Annotated in this window: 14 protein-coding genes; 8 read left to right on the top strand and 6 right to left on the bottom strand. The window is 67.9% G+C overall.

Annotated elements, in window-relative coordinates; all coding sequences use genetic code 11:
- Window positions 1-15 precede the first annotated feature (15 nt).
- The 4 genes from BFF94_RS24560 to BFF94_RS24575 form a co-directional block, all read right to left on the bottom strand.
- Window positions 16-1,308: an MFS transporter gene (locus BFF94_RS24560; RefSeq protein ID WP_219139959.1), complete on the bottom strand. Its 1,293-nt coding sequence runs from the start codon at window positions 1,306-1,308 to the stop codon at window positions 16-18.
- A 137-nt stretch (window positions 1,309-1,445) separates the two neighbouring features.
- Window positions 1,446-2,363 carry a dihydrodipicolinate synthase family protein gene (locus BFF94_RS24565; RefSeq protein WP_128844509.1) on the bottom strand — a complete coding sequence of 306 codons (918 nt, stop codon included), beginning with the start codon at window positions 2,361-2,363 and terminating at the stop codon, window positions 1,446-1,448.
- Between the two features lie 8 nt (window positions 2,364-2,371).
- A complete protein-coding gene (locus BFF94_RS24570; protein ID WP_128844507.1) occupies window positions 2,372-3,544 on the bottom strand; it encodes an L-rhamnonate dehydratase in 1,173 nt (390 codons plus the stop codon).
- A gap of 49 nt (window positions 3,545-3,593) precedes the next feature.
- Window positions 3,594-4,646 carry a 4-hydroxythreonine-4-phosphate dehydrogenase PdxA gene (locus BFF94_RS24575; protein WP_219139960.1) on the bottom strand — a complete coding sequence of 351 codons (1,053 nt, stop codon included), beginning with the start codon at window positions 4,644-4,646 and terminating at the stop codon, window positions 3,594-3,596.
- Between the two features lie 115 nt (window positions 4,647-4,761).
- Between BFF94_RS24575 and BFF94_RS24580 the strand changes: the two genes are divergently transcribed.
- Window positions 4,762-5,709 (top strand): LysR family transcriptional regulator, encoded by a 948-nt coding sequence (locus tag BFF94_RS24580; RefSeq protein WP_219139961.1) that lies wholly within the window; start codon window positions 4,762-4,764, stop codon window positions 5,707-5,709.
- A 91-nt stretch (window positions 5,710-5,800) separates the two neighbouring features.
- Here the strand turns inward: BFF94_RS24580 and BFF94_RS24585 are convergent, their stop codons facing one another.
- Window positions 5,801-7,075: an MFS transporter gene (locus BFF94_RS24585; protein WP_219139962.1), complete on the bottom strand. Its 1,275-nt coding sequence runs from the start codon at window positions 7,073-7,075 to the stop codon at window positions 5,801-5,803.
- 193 nt (window positions 7,076-7,268) lie between these two features.
- Here BFF94_RS24585 and BFF94_RS24590 point away from each other — a divergent pair, with 193 nt between their 5' ends.
- Window positions 7,269-7,955 carry a hypothetical protein gene (locus BFF94_RS24590; RefSeq protein ID WP_128846814.1) on the top strand — a complete coding sequence of 229 codons (687 nt, stop codon included), beginning with the start codon at window positions 7,269-7,271 and terminating at the stop codon, window positions 7,953-7,955.
- A 411-nt stretch (window positions 7,956-8,366) separates the two neighbouring features.
- On the opposite strand, the gene BFF94_RS24595 is transcribed toward BFF94_RS24590, so the two are convergent.
- Entirely contained in the window at window positions 8,367-8,522 is a 156-nt protein-coding gene (locus BFF94_RS24595) for a DUF3309 family protein (RefSeq protein WP_128846816.1), read from the bottom strand.
- 196 nt (window positions 8,523-8,718) lie between these two features.
- Between BFF94_RS24595 and BFF94_RS24600 the strand changes: the two genes are divergently transcribed.
- From BFF94_RS24600 to BFF94_RS24625, 6 genes are all read left to right on the top strand, one after another.
- A complete protein-coding gene (locus BFF94_RS24600; protein WP_128846819.1) occupies window positions 8,719-9,393 on the top strand; it encodes a histidine phosphatase family protein in 675 nt (224 codons plus the stop codon).
- 20 nt (window positions 9,394-9,413) lie between these two features.
- Window positions 9,414-10,445, top strand: coding sequence for a phosphotransferase (locus tag BFF94_RS24605; protein ID WP_128846822.1), 1,032 nt, complete (start codon window positions 9,414-9,416; stop codon window positions 10,443-10,445).
- A 41-nt stretch (window positions 10,446-10,486) separates the two neighbouring features.
- Entirely contained in the window at window positions 10,487-11,251 is a 765-nt protein-coding gene (locus BFF94_RS24610; RefSeq protein WP_128846825.1) for an SDR family oxidoreductase, read from the top strand.
- Window positions 11,252-11,258: 7 nt separating this feature from the next.
- Window positions 11,259-12,017 carry an SDR family NAD(P)-dependent oxidoreductase gene (locus BFF94_RS24615; RefSeq protein WP_219139963.1) on the top strand — a complete coding sequence of 253 codons (759 nt, stop codon included), beginning with the start codon at window positions 11,259-11,261 and terminating at the stop codon, window positions 12,015-12,017.
- Window positions 12,018-12,050: 33 nt separating this feature from the next.
- Window positions 12,051-13,295, top strand: coding sequence for an acyl-CoA dehydrogenase family protein (locus BFF94_RS24620; RefSeq protein WP_128850894.1), 1,245 nt, complete (start codon window positions 12,051-12,053; stop codon window positions 13,293-13,295).
- Window positions 13,296-13,371: 76 nt separating this feature from the next.
- Window positions 13,372-14,277, top strand: coding sequence for a LysR family transcriptional regulator (locus BFF94_RS24625; protein WP_128850897.1), 906 nt, complete (start codon window positions 13,372-13,374; stop codon window positions 14,275-14,277).
- The last annotated feature ends 88 nt before the right edge of the window (window positions 14,278-14,365 follow it).

Genomic DNA, 14,365 nt, shown 5'->3' on the forward strand with positions numbered 1-14,365 from the left:
CCCGCGTATCGGGCATCAGTCCTCGCAGCGCTTCGGCAGCGTCAGCGCGAGCAGGCCGGCCACCGCGAGCGTGACCGCGAGGCTGAGCACGCCGGCCGCCGCGCTCACGTGCTGGGTCAGCACGCCGACCGCATACGGGCCGCAGAAGCCGCCGAGATTGCCGAGCGCGTTGATCAGGCCGCGCGCGCTGCCGGCCGTCTCGACGCTGCAGAGCTTCGGCGGAATCGCCCAGAACACGCCGGCGGCCGCCTGCAGGAAGAAGCCGCAGCCGATCAGGAACGCGAACGATACGGCCGTCGACCCGTGCGTGAGCACCGACAGCGCGAGGCACGCGGCGAAGCCGACCAGCGGCAGCAGCACGAACAGGCGTCGCTTGCCGGTTCGGTCTGACAAATACGACGTGACGATCATCCCGACCACCATCGCGACATACGGCAGCATCGCGAGCAGGCCGACCTTGCCCATCCCGCCGTGCGTGAGGTTTTTCAGCAGGGTCGGCAACCACATCGTATAGCCGTAGATGCCGACCTGATAGCAGAAGTTGATCGCGATGAGCAGCCAGATCGTCGGGTTGCGCAGCAGCTCGCCGAACGACGCGGCGGCCGGCGTGCCGGCCGCGCGCTTGCGCTCCTGCTCGTCGCGCAGCGCATCGAGGATGTACGCCTTCTCGCGCGGCGACACCCAGCGCGCGGTCTCCGGGCCGTCGTCGGCGAACAGCATCCACACGACCAGGCACAGCAGCGACAGCGCGCCCGCGCTGAAGAACAGGTGATGCCAGTCGTACGCGGCAAGGATGAAGCCGGACAGCGGCGCGGTGATCATGCCGGCGAGCGGCACGAACATGATGACCATCGCATTCGCGCGGCCGCGTTCGCGGTCGGGAAACCAGTGGCTCACCATCGTGAGCACGACGGGCAGCATCCCGCCCTCGGCCACGCCGAGCAGGAAGCGCAGCGTCAGCAGTTGCCAGGTATGCGTGACGAGCCCGGTCAGCACCGACAGCACGGCCCAGCTCACGAGCGACCACGCGATGAAGGTCTTGCCGCTGCCGAGCGCCGCGCGCCGGCCGCCGGGAATCTGCAGGAACAGGTAGCCGAAGAAGAAGATGCCGCCGGCGAGGCCGGCCATCGTCGCGTCCATGCCGAGATCGGCGTTCATCCCGCCGGGCATCGCGAACGCGATGTTCACGCGGTCCATGTACGAAATGATGCAGGCGAGCAGCAGCGGCGGAATCACGCGCAGCCAGCGGCGGCGCGGAATGGCTTCGCCGGCTTCGAATGCCGGGGTGGCCGGGGTCAACAGGGTCATGATGTCTCCGATCTTGGTGGTGGCGGCGGCGGTCTTCTGATGGACCGCTGTCACGCCGTGACGCGCCGGCATCGCACCGGCCGCCGATGCGCAACGCCCGCGGCGTTGCACGCATGAACCGCTGGGTAAGCCGATGTCTAGCGCCCCCAGCGCAGCACGAGCGGATCGAGCCGCCGCGCCGTGTCGAGCAACCCCGCGCGTACCTGCGGATGCAGTTCCGGCCACGGCGAGCGCGGCTTGTCGCACGCGATCACGCCGCCTTCCCGCATCAGCGCCTTCGCGGTCAGGAAGCCTGACTGGCGGTTCTCGTAGTTGATCAGCGGCAGCCAGCGCGCGTACTGCTCGCACGCTTCGTCGCGGCGCCCGGCGAAATACGCGTCGGTGATCCGGCGAATCCCGTCCGGATAGCCGCCGCCCGTCATCGCGCCGGTCGCGCCGGCATCGAGATCGGCGAGCAGCGTGATGCCTTCCTCGCCGTCCCACGGCCCCTCGATCGCGTCGCCGCCGAGCGCGATCAGCTCGCGCAGCTTCGACGCGGCGCCGGCCGTCTCGATCTTGAAGTACGACACGGCGTCGATCTCGCGCGCGAGCGTCGCCAGAAACGGCGCGGACAGCGTGACGCCGCTCGCGGGCGCGTCCTGGATCATCAGCGGAATGCGCAGCCCGTCGGCCGCTTCGGCGAAGAACGCGCGCACCTGCGCTTCGGGCACGCGGAACGTCGCGCCGTGGTACGGCGGCATCACCATCACCATCGCCGCGCCGAGCGCCTGCGCGCGCCGGTTGCGCTCCGCGCAGATCCGCGCGCTGAAGTGCGACGTCGTGACGATCACCGGCACGCGGCCCGCGACATGCTCGAGCGTCGTGCGGGTGATCAGGTCGCGTTCGTCGTCGCCGAGCGCGAATTGCTCCGAGTAGTTCGCGTGAATGCAGAGGCCCTGCGAACCGGCATCGATCATGAAGTCGACGCAGCGGCGCTGGCCGTCGAGATCGAGCGCGCCATACGCGTCGAAGATCGTCGGCGCGACCGGAAAGACGCCCTGGTAGCGTGCGTTCATGGCGGGCCTCACTCGACGATGTCGAACTGGTCGAGGAATTCGGTCTTCAGCGTGAGGCCGAGACCGGGCACGTCGTCGCGCAGTTGCACGAAGCCGTTGTCGGCCACCGGCTCGCCGTCGAAGATGTAATAGAACAGCTCGTTGCCGACCTCGACGTCGAACATCGGGAAGTACTCGCTCATCGGCGACGCGAGCGTGCTCATCGTCAGGTGATAGTTGTGCATCTGGCCCGCATGCGGAATCACCGGCACGCTGTACGCCTCGCACAGCGCGTTGATCTTGTGCGCCATCGTGATCCCGCCGACGCGGTTCGTGTCGTACTGGACGACCGACACGGCCTTGCGATCGAGCAGTTGCTTGAAGCCGTACAGCGAGAATTCGTGCTCGCCGCCGGAGATCGGGATGCGCGTGAGCTGGTTCAGCTCCGCATAGCCGTCGATGTCGTCGGCGATTACCGGTTCTTCCAGCCAGCGCGGCTGGTATTTCTCGAGCTTCGGCAGGATGCGCTTCGCGTACTCGAGATTCCAGCCCATGTAGCACTCGAGCATCAGGTCGTTGTCGTAGCCGATCACCTCGCGGATCGCCGCGACCGACTTGAGGTTTTCCATCACGCCCTGCTGCCCGTGCGCGGGCCCGTAGCCGAAGCGCATCTTGAACGCGCGGAAGCCTTCCTTCAGATAGCGCTGCGCCTCGTCCTGCATCTCTTTCAGGTCGGTGCGGTAGAGCTTCGAGTAGTAGCAGGGGATCTTTTCCTTGGTGCGGCCGCCGAGCAGCTTGAATACGGGCTTGCCGACGCTCTTGCCGAGGATGTCCCAGATCGCGATGTCGACCGCCGAGATCGCGGCCATGCCGATGCCCTTGCGGCCCCATGCGTGGGTCGCGCGATACATCCGCTGGTTCAGGTATTCGTAGTCCCACGGGTCCTGGCCGATCACGAGCGGCGCGAGGTACTGGTCGATGATCACCTTCGCGACGTGCGGCGCGAGCGCGACGTTGCCGAGGCCGACGATGCCGTCGTCGGTCTCGACCTCGACGACCGTCCACGCATGGAAGCGGAACGTGCTCATCGTTTCCTGCGGCGCGTACAGCAGGTCCATCGCGTTCGAGCAGAAGTTGCCCTGCGGTGGGACGGTCTTGCCTTTCCACTGGAATACGCGTGCGCGTACGGAACGGATTTTCATGATGGTGTCTCCAGGAATCGATGTTGTCGTGTGTAGAAGGCGGCGGGTGTCACGCCGAAACAGCGGGGGTGCGGCGCGCGGCGCCCATCCGGCATGCGATCTGCAGCGCCTGCCAGGTGGCGCCGACGTCGGCCGTGCCGCGGCCCGCGATGTCGTACGCGGTGCCGTGCGCGGGCGTCGTGATCGGCACGGGCAGCCCGCCCTGCACGGTCACGCCGCGCGAGAAGCCGAGCAGCTTGATCGCGATCTGCCCCTGGTCGTGGTACATCGTGACGATCGCCTGGTAGTCGCCGGCCTGCGCCTTCAGGAAGATCGTGTCGGCGGGGAACGGGCCGTGGAACGGCGCGTCGGTCGGCCAGTCGCGCGCCTGCAGCTGGCGTACCGCCGGCTCGATGATGTCGACTTCCTCGCGGCCGCAACTGCCGCCGTCGCCGCCGTGCGGGTTGAACGCGGCGATCGCCACCTTCGGCGTCGCGACGCCGTTCGCGAGCAGCGACCGGTAGATCAGTTCGGACGCCTGCTCGATCCGCTCGATGCTCAGGCAGCCGGCCGCGTCCTTCAGCGGGATATGCGACGAGATGCGGGCCGTCCACAGTTCGCCAAGCGTGTTGAATTCGCAGAAGTAGCCGGTCACGCCGAGCGCCTCGGCAAAGTGGTGCAATTCGTCGTCGTGCTTCAGCCCGCCGAGCTTCATCGCGTACTTGTTCAGCGGCGCGAAGCAGATCGCGTCGATGTCGCCGGCGAGTGCCGCGTCGAGGCAGCGGTCGAGCACGACGAGCGTCGAGCGGCCGCCGGCCGCGCCGGGCCGCCCGACCGTGACGTCGGCCGGATCGACGGTGTCGACTTCGACGAACGCGGCGCGCGCGGTCGACGGCCGGCCGCGCACGGCGGCGAGCGACGCGACGGGTTCCACGTCGACCGTGACGCCGGCGACACGCTGGCCAGCTTCCCACAGCCAGCGATCGCCGATCAGCACGAGATTCGCGCGGGACGTCGCGTCGGGGCGTGCGAGCAGTTTCGCGATCAGTTCGGCGCCGATGCCGGCGGGGTCGCCGAGCGTCAGCGCGACGACGGGCAGGGGGGCGGTCGATGGGGTGTTCATGCTGCGTCTCCGGTGGCGGCGCGTGGCCGTTCGTGTATGGGGTTGATGCTAGGTAGACGGAATGAGTCGGTAAATTGAAAACTCTTGATGAATCGATAACCTGGAGTAATCAAACATGGGCTCGATCGACCGACGAGACTCGACCCCGCAGTTGCTGAACCGGCTGCGCATGCGGCAGATCGCGCTGTTGCTGGCCGTGGACGAATGCTCGACGCTGCGCGCCGCGGCCGAGCAGATGGGCCTCACGCAGCCGGCCGCGACCAAGATGCTGGCCGAGCTGGAGAGCGCGCTCGGCCAGCGGCTGTTCGATCGCGTCGGGCGCGGGCTCGTGCTGAATCCGGCCGGCGAGCGCGTGCTCGGCTATTTCCGCGGGATCCGCGGCAGCATGGAGGCGCTGAACCGCGAGCTCGGCGAGCTGCAGCTCGGCAGCGCGGGGCGGCTGGCGATCGGCAGCATCATGGCGGCGTCGCCGGGGCGGCTCACCGAGGCGCTGGTGCAGTTGAAGGCGCGTTATCCGCTGCTCGCGATCGACATCGCGGTGGATACGAGCGACCGGCTGATGCCGCAGCTTCGCGAAGGCGTGCTCGAGGTGGTGATCGGGCGCCATGTCGGCACCGATTGCGACTTCCGCGTGGTGGACGACGAGGCGCTCGCGATCATCGTGGGCCGCGACCATCCGCTCGCGGGCGCCGGGCCGGTCGAATTCGATGCGCTGCTCGATTACACGTGGATCCTGCAGCCGGCCGGCAGCCCGGCGCGCGAGGTCGTCGAGCGCGAGTTTCGCGCGCGTCACCAGCCGATGCCGCGCGGGCTCGTCGAAACGGGGTCGATCCTGACGACGATGAACCTCGTCGACCGGTCGCACATGCTCGGCGTGATTCCGCTGACGGTTGCGCGGCGCAACGCGGAGCACGGGCTCGTCGCGATCATCGATTACGCGCTCGAACAGAAGCTGCCGTCGTACGGCAGCCTCGTGCGGCGCGACCGGCCGCTCAGCATCCCCGCGCAGCAGTTTCTCGCGCTGTTTCACGGGGACGGGGCCGGAGATGACGGCGCCGCGTAACGGCGCGTTGCGCCGGCATCGCGGAACGTGGTGAAGCGTGATGGCGACGCCGGCGAGACGGGCGAGGCAGGCGAAACCGTGGCGAACCGCTTCAGCGTGCCGACGGCGCGGCGGGCGCGTCGGCGAGCGTCGGCATCGATTCCGCGAGTGTGCGCTCCGGCCGGATCCGCAGCGCGGCGACGATGCCGATCAGCAGCATCGCGACCGAGCCGATGAACGGCACGGTCCAGCTGCCCGTGCGGTCGACGAGATAGCCGAACAGGATCGGCGACAGGATCCCCGAGATCGCGGAGCCCGCGTTCATCATCCCGCTCGCGATGCCGGCGTGGGTCGGCGCGATGTCGCTCGGCACGGCCCAGATCGGCCCGATCGTCAGTTCGAGGCACAGGAACGACCCCGACAGGCACAGCGCGATGCCGGCCGTCGAATGCACGATCGCGAGCGGCAGCAGGCAGGCGAGCGCGCCGACGAAGCTCGCGACGATCACGCTCTGGCGCGACAGCGCGAGGTTGCCGGTCTTCCGGTAGATCCGGTCGCACAGCCAGCCGCCGAGCGTATCGCCGACCACACCCGCGAAGAACACGCCGGACGCGAACAGCGCGGTCGATTTCAGGTTCAGGCCCTGGCCGTTCAGGAAGAACGTCGGCAGCCACGTGAAGAACAGCCACGCGGTCCAGCCGTAGCAGAAGTACACGAAGATCGTCGGCGCCATCCGGCGGAACAGCGGCCCCCACGGCGTCGGGCCGGCCGGCGGCGCGGGGCGGGCGGCGCGCGTGCGGCCGTCGGCGTCGTCGCCGATCGGATGCTCGCGGAAGCCGACGATCCACCACGCGAGCCACACCAGCGTCACCGCGCCGATCACGAAGAACGCCGCGCGCCACGACAGCCACGTCATCAGTGCGGCGACGATCGGCGGCGTGACCGCGTTGCCGAGCCGCGAGAACGAATGCGTGAAGCCCTGCACGACGCCGCGCCGCTCGCGCGGGAACCAGTGCGTGATCGCGCGGGCCTGGGCGGGCAGCGTCGCGCCTTCGCCGATGCCGAGCAGCAGGCGTGCGGCGAACAGCAGCCCGAGGCTGTGCACGAGCCCGGTCGTGAAGGTCGAGACGACCCAGATCAGCCCGCAGCCGATCAGCGTGATGCGCGCGCCGAAGCGGTCGGCGATCCAGCCGCCGCCGATCTGGCAGATTGCATACGAATACGCGAACGCGGAAAATGCGACGCCAAGTTCGGTATTCGACAGCCCGAGCTCGGCCTTGATCGCGCCGGCCGCGGTCGCGAGGTTGACGCGGTCGACGTAGAGGATGAACGAAAGCGCGCACAGCAGCCACAGCGTGTGGCGCCGTTGACGGTGGTCGTTAGGCATGTGTCTCACTCCATTCTCGTGCGCGGCGTTGCAATGACGCCGCGTTCACTGGCGGGGCCAGCATCGCGCGGCGGCGCAGACACTGTCTAATGAATCTTTGGGATCAATCGATAACCCCAGGTATTCATTCCTGTTTCAGCCGCATCAGCCACATCGGCCGTACCCGACGCAACGGAGCGCCACAGGTGAAGAATTGACCGACAACGAAGAACTTTCGCTCCACCGGGAGAGCCGCTTCTGGCAGCTGCCGCTGGTGAGACGGTGGATCCAGGGGCATGGCCGCGACGGCTATTCGTTCCGTCTGCTGCTGTGGCCGCCGGTGATCGTGTTCGTGCTCGAATTCATCTGCATGATCTTCGATGCGCTGTACACCAGCATCGGCATCAGCGCCGTCGCGACGCTGTTCCTCGGCATCGCCGGGTTCTACGGCGCGCAGCGCGAATGGCTGGTGCCGTCCGCGACCACGCGCGCGCTCGTGAAGGCACGCATGAAGAAGGCGGCCGAGCGGTTCTCGTCGCTCGGCGTGGGCGCGACCGTGCTCGCGATCTTCGTCGCCGCGACGTCGCTGTCGCTCGTGATGTCGGGTCAGCCGGTGCTGGACAGCGTATCGAAGGACGCGGTGTCGATCTTCATCGCGTTGGTGTTCCTGCCGGTGTACGTGTCCGGCGCGGTGCGCAAGCTGGCGATCGCGCGGATCGAGGAGCTGGAGGCGCTGCGCAACGCGACCGTCGGTACCCGCCTGAAATTCGACCGGGCCGGCGCCGTGCGCGCAGTGGTCGTGCGGGGCGCGGCGGGGAAAGGGACGGTGTCCGCCATGGCGTACACGGTGCTCGGGTTCAGCCCGCCGCTCGAACAGGTCGGGCGCGAACCGCGCGCGTGACGGCGTGAACTTGTCACCGCTGACGGCGAAGACTTCCGCCTGGGTCACGATCAGCGCGCGCCTGATCACCTCGCCGCGGGCGATCAGCCTGCCGCTCGCGGCAGGGGCGACCAGATTGACCTGGTACGGTCATTCGGGCTTCAGGCGGGAGGCCGAAGCCGGTCGCTAACGGGTTGCAACAGGGGTTGCAACAGCCGGCGCCCCGGCTTCGCAGCGCGCGTGCGGCCTGCAGCGGAACCGGGCAGGCCGGAGGAGCGCAGGCGTCAGGACGCAATGACGACAGGCCCCGGCGTGAACGACCGGGGCCTGTCGGGGGCTGCGCGCCGTGCATTGTGGCGTTTCGGCGGCGCGTGCATGTCCGCCCGCCCCGATCGGCGCGGCGGCTTCACGGCCGGCTTTCGTGCCGCAGGTTCAGATGTGCCCCAGCAACACCAGTATCACGACGATGATGACGATCAGCCCGACCGAGCCCGACGGCCAATAGCCCCAGCTTCGACTGTGCGGCCATGCAGGAAATGCACCGATGAGCATCAGGATCAATATGATGATTAGGATCGTACCGAGCATGGCATCCCTCCTGGAACGTGGTCGACATGACGATGCCGGATGTCGCAATTTGCGTGCCGCCGGGCGGTCGCCCGGCAACGCAGCCGCGCGAAGCGGGAATAAATTCACACGATGAATACCGGCCGATTCAGGAAATAAATTTCAAAAATGCATCCGCGCTGGCTATGCTGAATCCTTCTGATCTGGCGGGCACGCGATGGCTGAACTTTTTCTGGTACGGCACGGGCAGGCGTCATTCGGCACGGACGACTACGACCGGCTGTCCGCCGCTGGCGAGCAGCAGGGCGTGTGGCTTGGCGAATACTTCGCGCGTCAGGGCCTGACGTTCGACCGCGTGGTCTGCGGCACGATGACCCGGCATGCGCAGACGGTCGACGCGATCCTGCGCGGGATGGGCCGCGAAGGCGCGCCGGTCGACCGCCACCCGGGCCTGAACGAATACGACTTCCACGGGCTGTTCGCGGCCGCCGCGCACGACTATCCGGAAATCGCCCGCCTCGCGGCCGGCTCGATGAAGGAACACTTCCGCGCGCTGCGGCAGGTGCTGCACCTTTGGTCGGCAGACAAGCTCGGCGAGTCGGCACCCGAAACCTGGGCGCACTTCCAGCAACGCGTTTCCGACGCGCGCGCCGCGATCCGCCACGGCGGCAGCCAGCGCGTGCTCGCGGTGAGCTCCGGCGGCCCGATCGCGGTCACCGTGCAGCAGGTGCTCGCGGCGCCGCCGTCGAGCGCGATCGCGCTGAACCTGCAGATCCGCAACAGCAGTCTTTCGCAGTTTTTCTTCAACGCCGAAGCGTTCCACCTCGCGTCGTTCAACGGCATCCCGCATCTGGAGGATCCCGAACGGCACGCACTGCGAACCTACGGCTGACCCCACGAACGATCGCGACGATGACGAACCCTTCCCAGCCCCTCGACGCAGCCCGCCTCACGCGCTATCTGGAAGCGCACGTGCCGGGCTTCGAAGGCCCGCTCGATATGGAGAAGTTTGCCGGCGGCCAGTCGAATCCGACTTTCCTGCTGCGCGCGAAGAGCGGCCGCTATGTGCTGCGCCGCCAGCCGCCGGGCGAACTGCTGAAATCCGCGCACGCGGTCGACCGTGAATTCCGCGTGCTCACCGCGCTGTCGGGCACCGCGGTGCCGGTCGCGCGGCCGTATCACCTCTGCGAAGACCGCGACGTGATCGGCAGCCTGTTCTACGTGATGAGCTTCGAGGATGGCCGGATCTTCTGGGATCCCGCGCTGCCGGAACTGCCGAAGGCCGATCGTGCGACGTGCTACGACGCCGTGCTGCGCACGATGGCCGCGCTGCACGACGTCGATGTGGACGCGGTGGGCCTCGCCGACTACGGCCGCCCCGGCAACTACTTCGAGCGTCAGATCGGCGTGTGGACGAAGCAGTATCGCGCGGCCGAAACGGAGCGCCTCGACGCGATGGAGACGCTGATCGACTGGCTGCCGAAGGCGTGCCCCGAGGACACGGGCCGCCCGGCGCTGGTCCACGGCGATTTCCGGATCGACAACCTGATGTTCGCGTGCGACGACTATCGCGTGCAGGCCGTGCTCGACTGGGAGCTGTCGACGCTCGGCAACCCGCTCGCCGATCTCGCGTATTTCTGCATGTGCCTGCGGCTGCCGTCCGGCGGGCAGGTGCGCGGCCTCGCGGGCCAGGATCGCGCCGAACTCGGCGTGCCGGACGAAGCGGCGATCGTCGCGCGCTATTGCGAACTGCGCGGCATCGAGCCGATCCGCGACTGGCATTTCTATCTCGCGTTCAGTTTCTTCCGGCTTGCCGCGATCGCGCAGGGCGTGAAGGCGCGCGCGCTGCAGGGCAATGCATCGAGCGAGCAAGCGCTGCGCGTCGGCGCGATGACCGGCCGGCTGGCCGAGCTGGCCGTCGGCGTGATCGACGCGCATCGCTGAGCGGCGGCACGACAACCTACAACATGGAGGAGCACAGCAACATGGCAACGAATCTGTTCGACCTGACGGGCAAGATCGCACTGGTCACGGGCGCGAGCCGCGGCATCGGCGAGGAAATCGCGAAGCTGCTCGCGGAGCAGGGCGCGCACGTGATCGTGTCGAGCCGCAAGCTCGACGACTGCCGGGCGGTCGCGGACGCGATCGTCGCGGCAGGCGGCCGCGCCGAAGCGCTGGCCTGTCACGTCGGACGGCTCGAAGACATCGCCGCGACGTTCGAGCACATCCGCGGCAAGCACGGCCGGCTCGACATCCTCGTGAACAACGCGGCCGCGAACCCGTATTTCGGGCACATCCTCGATACCGATCTCGCCGCGTATGAAAAGACCGTCGACGTGAACATCCGCGGCTACTTCTTCATGTCGGTCGAGGCCGGTAAGCTGATGAAGACGCACGGCGGCGGCGCGATCGTCAACACGGCGTCGGTGAACGCGCTGCAGCCGGGCGACCGGCAGGGCATCTATTCGATCACGAAGGCGGCCGTCGTCAACATGACGAAGGCGTTCGCGAAGGAATGCGGGCCGCTCGGCATCCGCGTGAACGCGCTGCTGCCGGGCCTCACGAAGACGAAGTTCGCGGGCGCGCTGTTCGCCGACCAGGATATCTACGAGACCTGGATGGCGAAGATCCCGCTGCGCCGCCACGCGGAGCCGCGCGAAATGGCCGGCACCGTGTTGTATCTCGTGTCGGACGCGGCGAGCTACACGAACGGCGAATGCATCGTCGTCGACGGCGGCCTGACGATCTGAGCGCGCGATGAAACTCGACAGCTACACCGGGCAGGCCGTGATGATCACCGGCGCCGCGAGCGGCTTCGGCGCGTTGCTCGCGAGCGAGCTGGCCGCGATGGGCGCGCGGCTCGCGCTCGGCGACCTGAACGGCGAAGCGCTCGAGCGCGTGGCCGCGCCGCTGCGCGCGGCCGGCGCCGACGTGATCGCGCAGCGCTGCGACGTGCGCATCGAAGCTGAAGTGGCATCGCTGGTGCATGCGGCCGCCGCGCGCTTCGGGCGGCTCGACGTCGGCATCAACAATGCGGGCATCGCGCCGCCGATGAAGGCGCTGATCGACACCGACGAAGCCGATCTCGACCTGAGCTTCGCGGTGAACGCGAAAGGCGTGTTCTTCGGGATGAAGCACCAGATCCGCCAGATGCTCGCGCAGCGCGAAGGCGTGATCCTGAACGTCGCGTCGATGGCTGGGCTCGGCGGCGCGCCGAAGCTGGCCGCGTACGCGGCGTCGAAGCATGCGGTGGTCGGGCTCACGAAGACGGCCGCGCTCGAATACGCGCGCCACGGCATTCGCGTGAACGCGGTGTGCCCGTTCTACAGCACGACGCCGATGGTCACCGACAGCGATATCGGCGACCGCCAGGACTTTCTCGCGCAGGGCTCGCCGATGAAGCGGCTCGGCCGGCCCGACGAAATCGTCGCGACGATGCTGACGCTGTGCGCGAAGGAAAACACTTATCTGACCGGGCAGGCCGTCGCCGTCGACGGCGGTGTCTCGGCCTTCTGACCGAACCGAACACGGAATCTCGAGGAGTCGATCATGGACTTTGGCTACACCCCGAAAGTGGAAGCGCTGCGCGAACGCGTGCAAGCGTTCATGGACGCGCACATCGTGCCGCGCATCCGCCAGTGGAACGACGAAGTGCACGCGGGCCAGTATCCCGTGTCGTTCATGGAGGAGCTGAAAGAGCGCGCGAAGGCCGAAGGGCTGTGGAACCTGTTCCTGCCGCACCTGAAGGACGACGAGCCCGGCACGGGCCTGACGAACCTCGAATACGCGCCGCTCGCCGAGATCATGGGGCGCGTGGGCTGGGCGTCGGAAGTGTTCAACTGCAACGCGCCGGACACCGGCAACATGGAACTGCTGCACATGTTTGCGACGCCGGAGCAGCGCGAACAGTGGCTGCTGCCGCTGCTGCGCGGCGAGATCCGTTCGGCGTTCGCGATGACGGAGCCCGACGTGGCGTCGTCGGATGCGACCAACATCACGACGCGCATCGAGCGCGCGGGCGACGAGTACGTGATCAACGGCCGCAAGTGGTTCATCACGAACGCCGCGCATCCGAACTGCAAGATCCTCATCGTGATGGGCAAGACCGATCCCGACGCCGAGTCGCACCAGCAGCAGAGCATGATCCTCGTGCCGCGCGACACGCCGGGCGTGACGATCGTACGCAACATCACGGTGGTCAATCACTACGCGCCGGAAGGGCACTGCGAGATCACGTTCGACAACGTGCGCGTGCCGGCGCGCAACCTGCTCGGCGAGGAAGGCAGCGGCTTCGCGCTCGCGCAGGCGCGCCTCGGGCCGGGCCGCATCCACCACTGCATGCGTTCGATCGGCGCGGCCGAGCTTGCGCTGGAATTGATGATCGACCGCGCACAGTCGCGTGTCGCGTTCGGCAAGCAGCTGAACCGGCACGGCACGGTCGGCGAATGGATCGCGCGTTCGCGCATCGAGATCGACCAGGCGCGCCTGCTCGTGCTGAAGGCCGCATGGATGATCGACAAGGTCGGCGCGAAGGCGGCGCGCAAGGAAATCTCGATGATCAAGGCGCTCGTGCCGACCGTCTATACGGACGTGTGCGACCGTGCGATGCAGGTGTTCGGCGCGGCGGGGTTGAGCCCCGATACGCCGCTCGCCGACCTGTGGACCTGGGGCCGCGCGCTGCGCTTCGCCGACGGCCCGGACGAGGTGCACCTGCAGGCGATCGCACGGATGGAGATCAAGAGCGGCGAGCCGGGCTCGACGGCCGCGTACCTGACGCCGCCGCCGCGCGGCTGAGCGTCGCGCCGCGATGCGCGGGGCCATGGACGAACAGATGGCGCACGCCGTAACATGCCGGCAAGGAGATCCGGCGATGCGCCTTTCGAAGATTGACCTGAACCTGTTCGTCGTATTCGACGCGATCTACACCAAGCGCAACCTGACGCGGGCGGCCGAGGTGCTGAACCTCACGCAGCCGGCCGTCAGCAACGCGCTCGCGCGGCTGCGCAAGACCCTGAACGATCCGCTGTTCGTCAGCACGCCGGCCGGCATGATGCCGACGCCGATGGCCGAGAACATCGTCGGCCGCGTGCGCGAGGCGATGCAACTGCTCGATTCGAGCGCGCACGAAGGCGACGTGTTCGATCCGGCGTCGTCGACGCGCGTGTTCCGGATGAGCATGAGCGACCTGACCGAAGCGCTGCTGCTGCCCGCGCTCGGCGAACTGCTGCAAACGCATGCGCCCGGCATGCACGTGCGCAGCTATACGATGGACCGCCGCGAAGTCGCGACCGCGCTCGCGAACGGCTCGGTCGACATCGCTATCGACGCGCCGCTGATCGGCGATCCGCATCTGCACCAGGCGCTGCTCGTGCGCGACCGCTACGCGTGCATGATCCGCGACGATCACCCGTTCAAGGGCGACACGCTGACCATGGATGACTACCTGTCGATGGGGCACATCCACGTGTCGAGCCGCCGCAAGGGCAGCGGGCACGTCGACGCGGAGCTGACGCGCCTGGGGCTGCGCCGCAATATCCAGATGCGCGTGCAGCACTACATGGTCGCGCCGCTGATCGCGATGCGCGGCGATCTCGCGCTGACGGCGCCGCTGCGGCTGCTGCAGCGCTATCCGGCGCGCATCCTCGAACTGCCGTTCGAGATGCCGGGCCTCGAATACTTCTGTTACTGGCATCGCAGCGCCGACCAGGACCAGGGCAGCCGGTGGCTGCGCGAGCAGCTGATGACGCTGATGGGCGGGATGGGCGAGCCGCGGTGATGCAGGCGGGCCGCGCCTGCGTCACGTGCTTTTCGATATCGCCATCGGCACCCGCGTGCCGTACCGGACGCGCGTCGCGCCCGATCGT

Source organism: Burkholderia catarinensis, assembly GCF_001883705.2.
In the GTDB taxonomy this organism is placed as follows: Bacteria; Pseudomonadota; Gammaproteobacteria; order Burkholderiales; family Burkholderiaceae; genus Burkholderia; species Burkholderia catarinensis.

Excerpts from the sequence above, each read along its gene's own strand:
- BFF94_RS24560 (WP_219139959.1), bottom strand. The coding sequence starts at position 1,308 with ATGACCCTGTTGACCCCGGCCACCCCGGCATTCGAAGCCGGCGAAGCC.
- BFF94_RS24565 (WP_128844509.1), bottom strand. The coding sequence starts at position 2,363 with ATGAACGCACGCTACCAGGGCGTCTTTCCGGTCGCGCCGACGATCTTC.
- BFF94_RS24570 (WP_128844507.1), bottom strand. The coding sequence starts at position 3,544 with ATGAAAATCCGTTCCGTACGCGCACGCGTATTCCAGTGGAAAGGCAAG.
- BFF94_RS24575 (WP_219139960.1), bottom strand. The coding sequence starts at position 4,646 with ATGAACACCCCATCGACCGCCCCCCTGCCCGTCGTCGCGCTGACGCTC.
- BFF94_RS24580 (WP_219139961.1), top strand. The coding sequence starts at position 4,762 with ATGGGCTCGATCGACCGACGAGACTCGACCCCGCAGTTGCTGAACCGG.
- BFF94_RS24585 (WP_219139962.1), bottom strand. The coding sequence starts at position 7,075 with ATGCCTAACGACCACCGTCAACGGCGCCACACGCTGTGGCTGCTGTGC.
- BFF94_RS24595 (WP_128846816.1), bottom strand. The coding sequence starts at position 8,522 with ATGCTCGGTACGATCCTAATCATCATATTGATCCTGATGCTCATCGGT.
- BFF94_RS24600 (WP_128846819.1), top strand. The coding sequence starts at position 8,719 with ATGGCTGAACTTTTTCTGGTACGGCACGGGCAGGCGTCATTCGGCACG.
- BFF94_RS24605 (WP_128846822.1), top strand. The coding sequence starts at position 9,414 with ATGACGAACCCTTCCCAGCCCCTCGACGCAGCCCGCCTCACGCGCTAT.
- BFF94_RS24610 (WP_128846825.1), top strand. The coding sequence starts at position 10,487 with ATGGCAACGAATCTGTTCGACCTGACGGGCAAGATCGCACTGGTCACG.
- BFF94_RS24615 (WP_219139963.1), top strand. The coding sequence starts at position 11,259 with ATGAAACTCGACAGCTACACCGGGCAGGCCGTGATGATCACCGGCGCC.
- BFF94_RS24620 (WP_128850894.1), top strand. The coding sequence starts at position 12,051 with ATGGACTTTGGCTACACCCCGAAAGTGGAAGCGCTGCGCGAACGCGTG.
- BFF94_RS24625 (WP_128850897.1), top strand. The coding sequence starts at position 13,372 with ATGCGCCTTTCGAAGATTGACCTGAACCTGTTCGTCGTATTCGACGCG.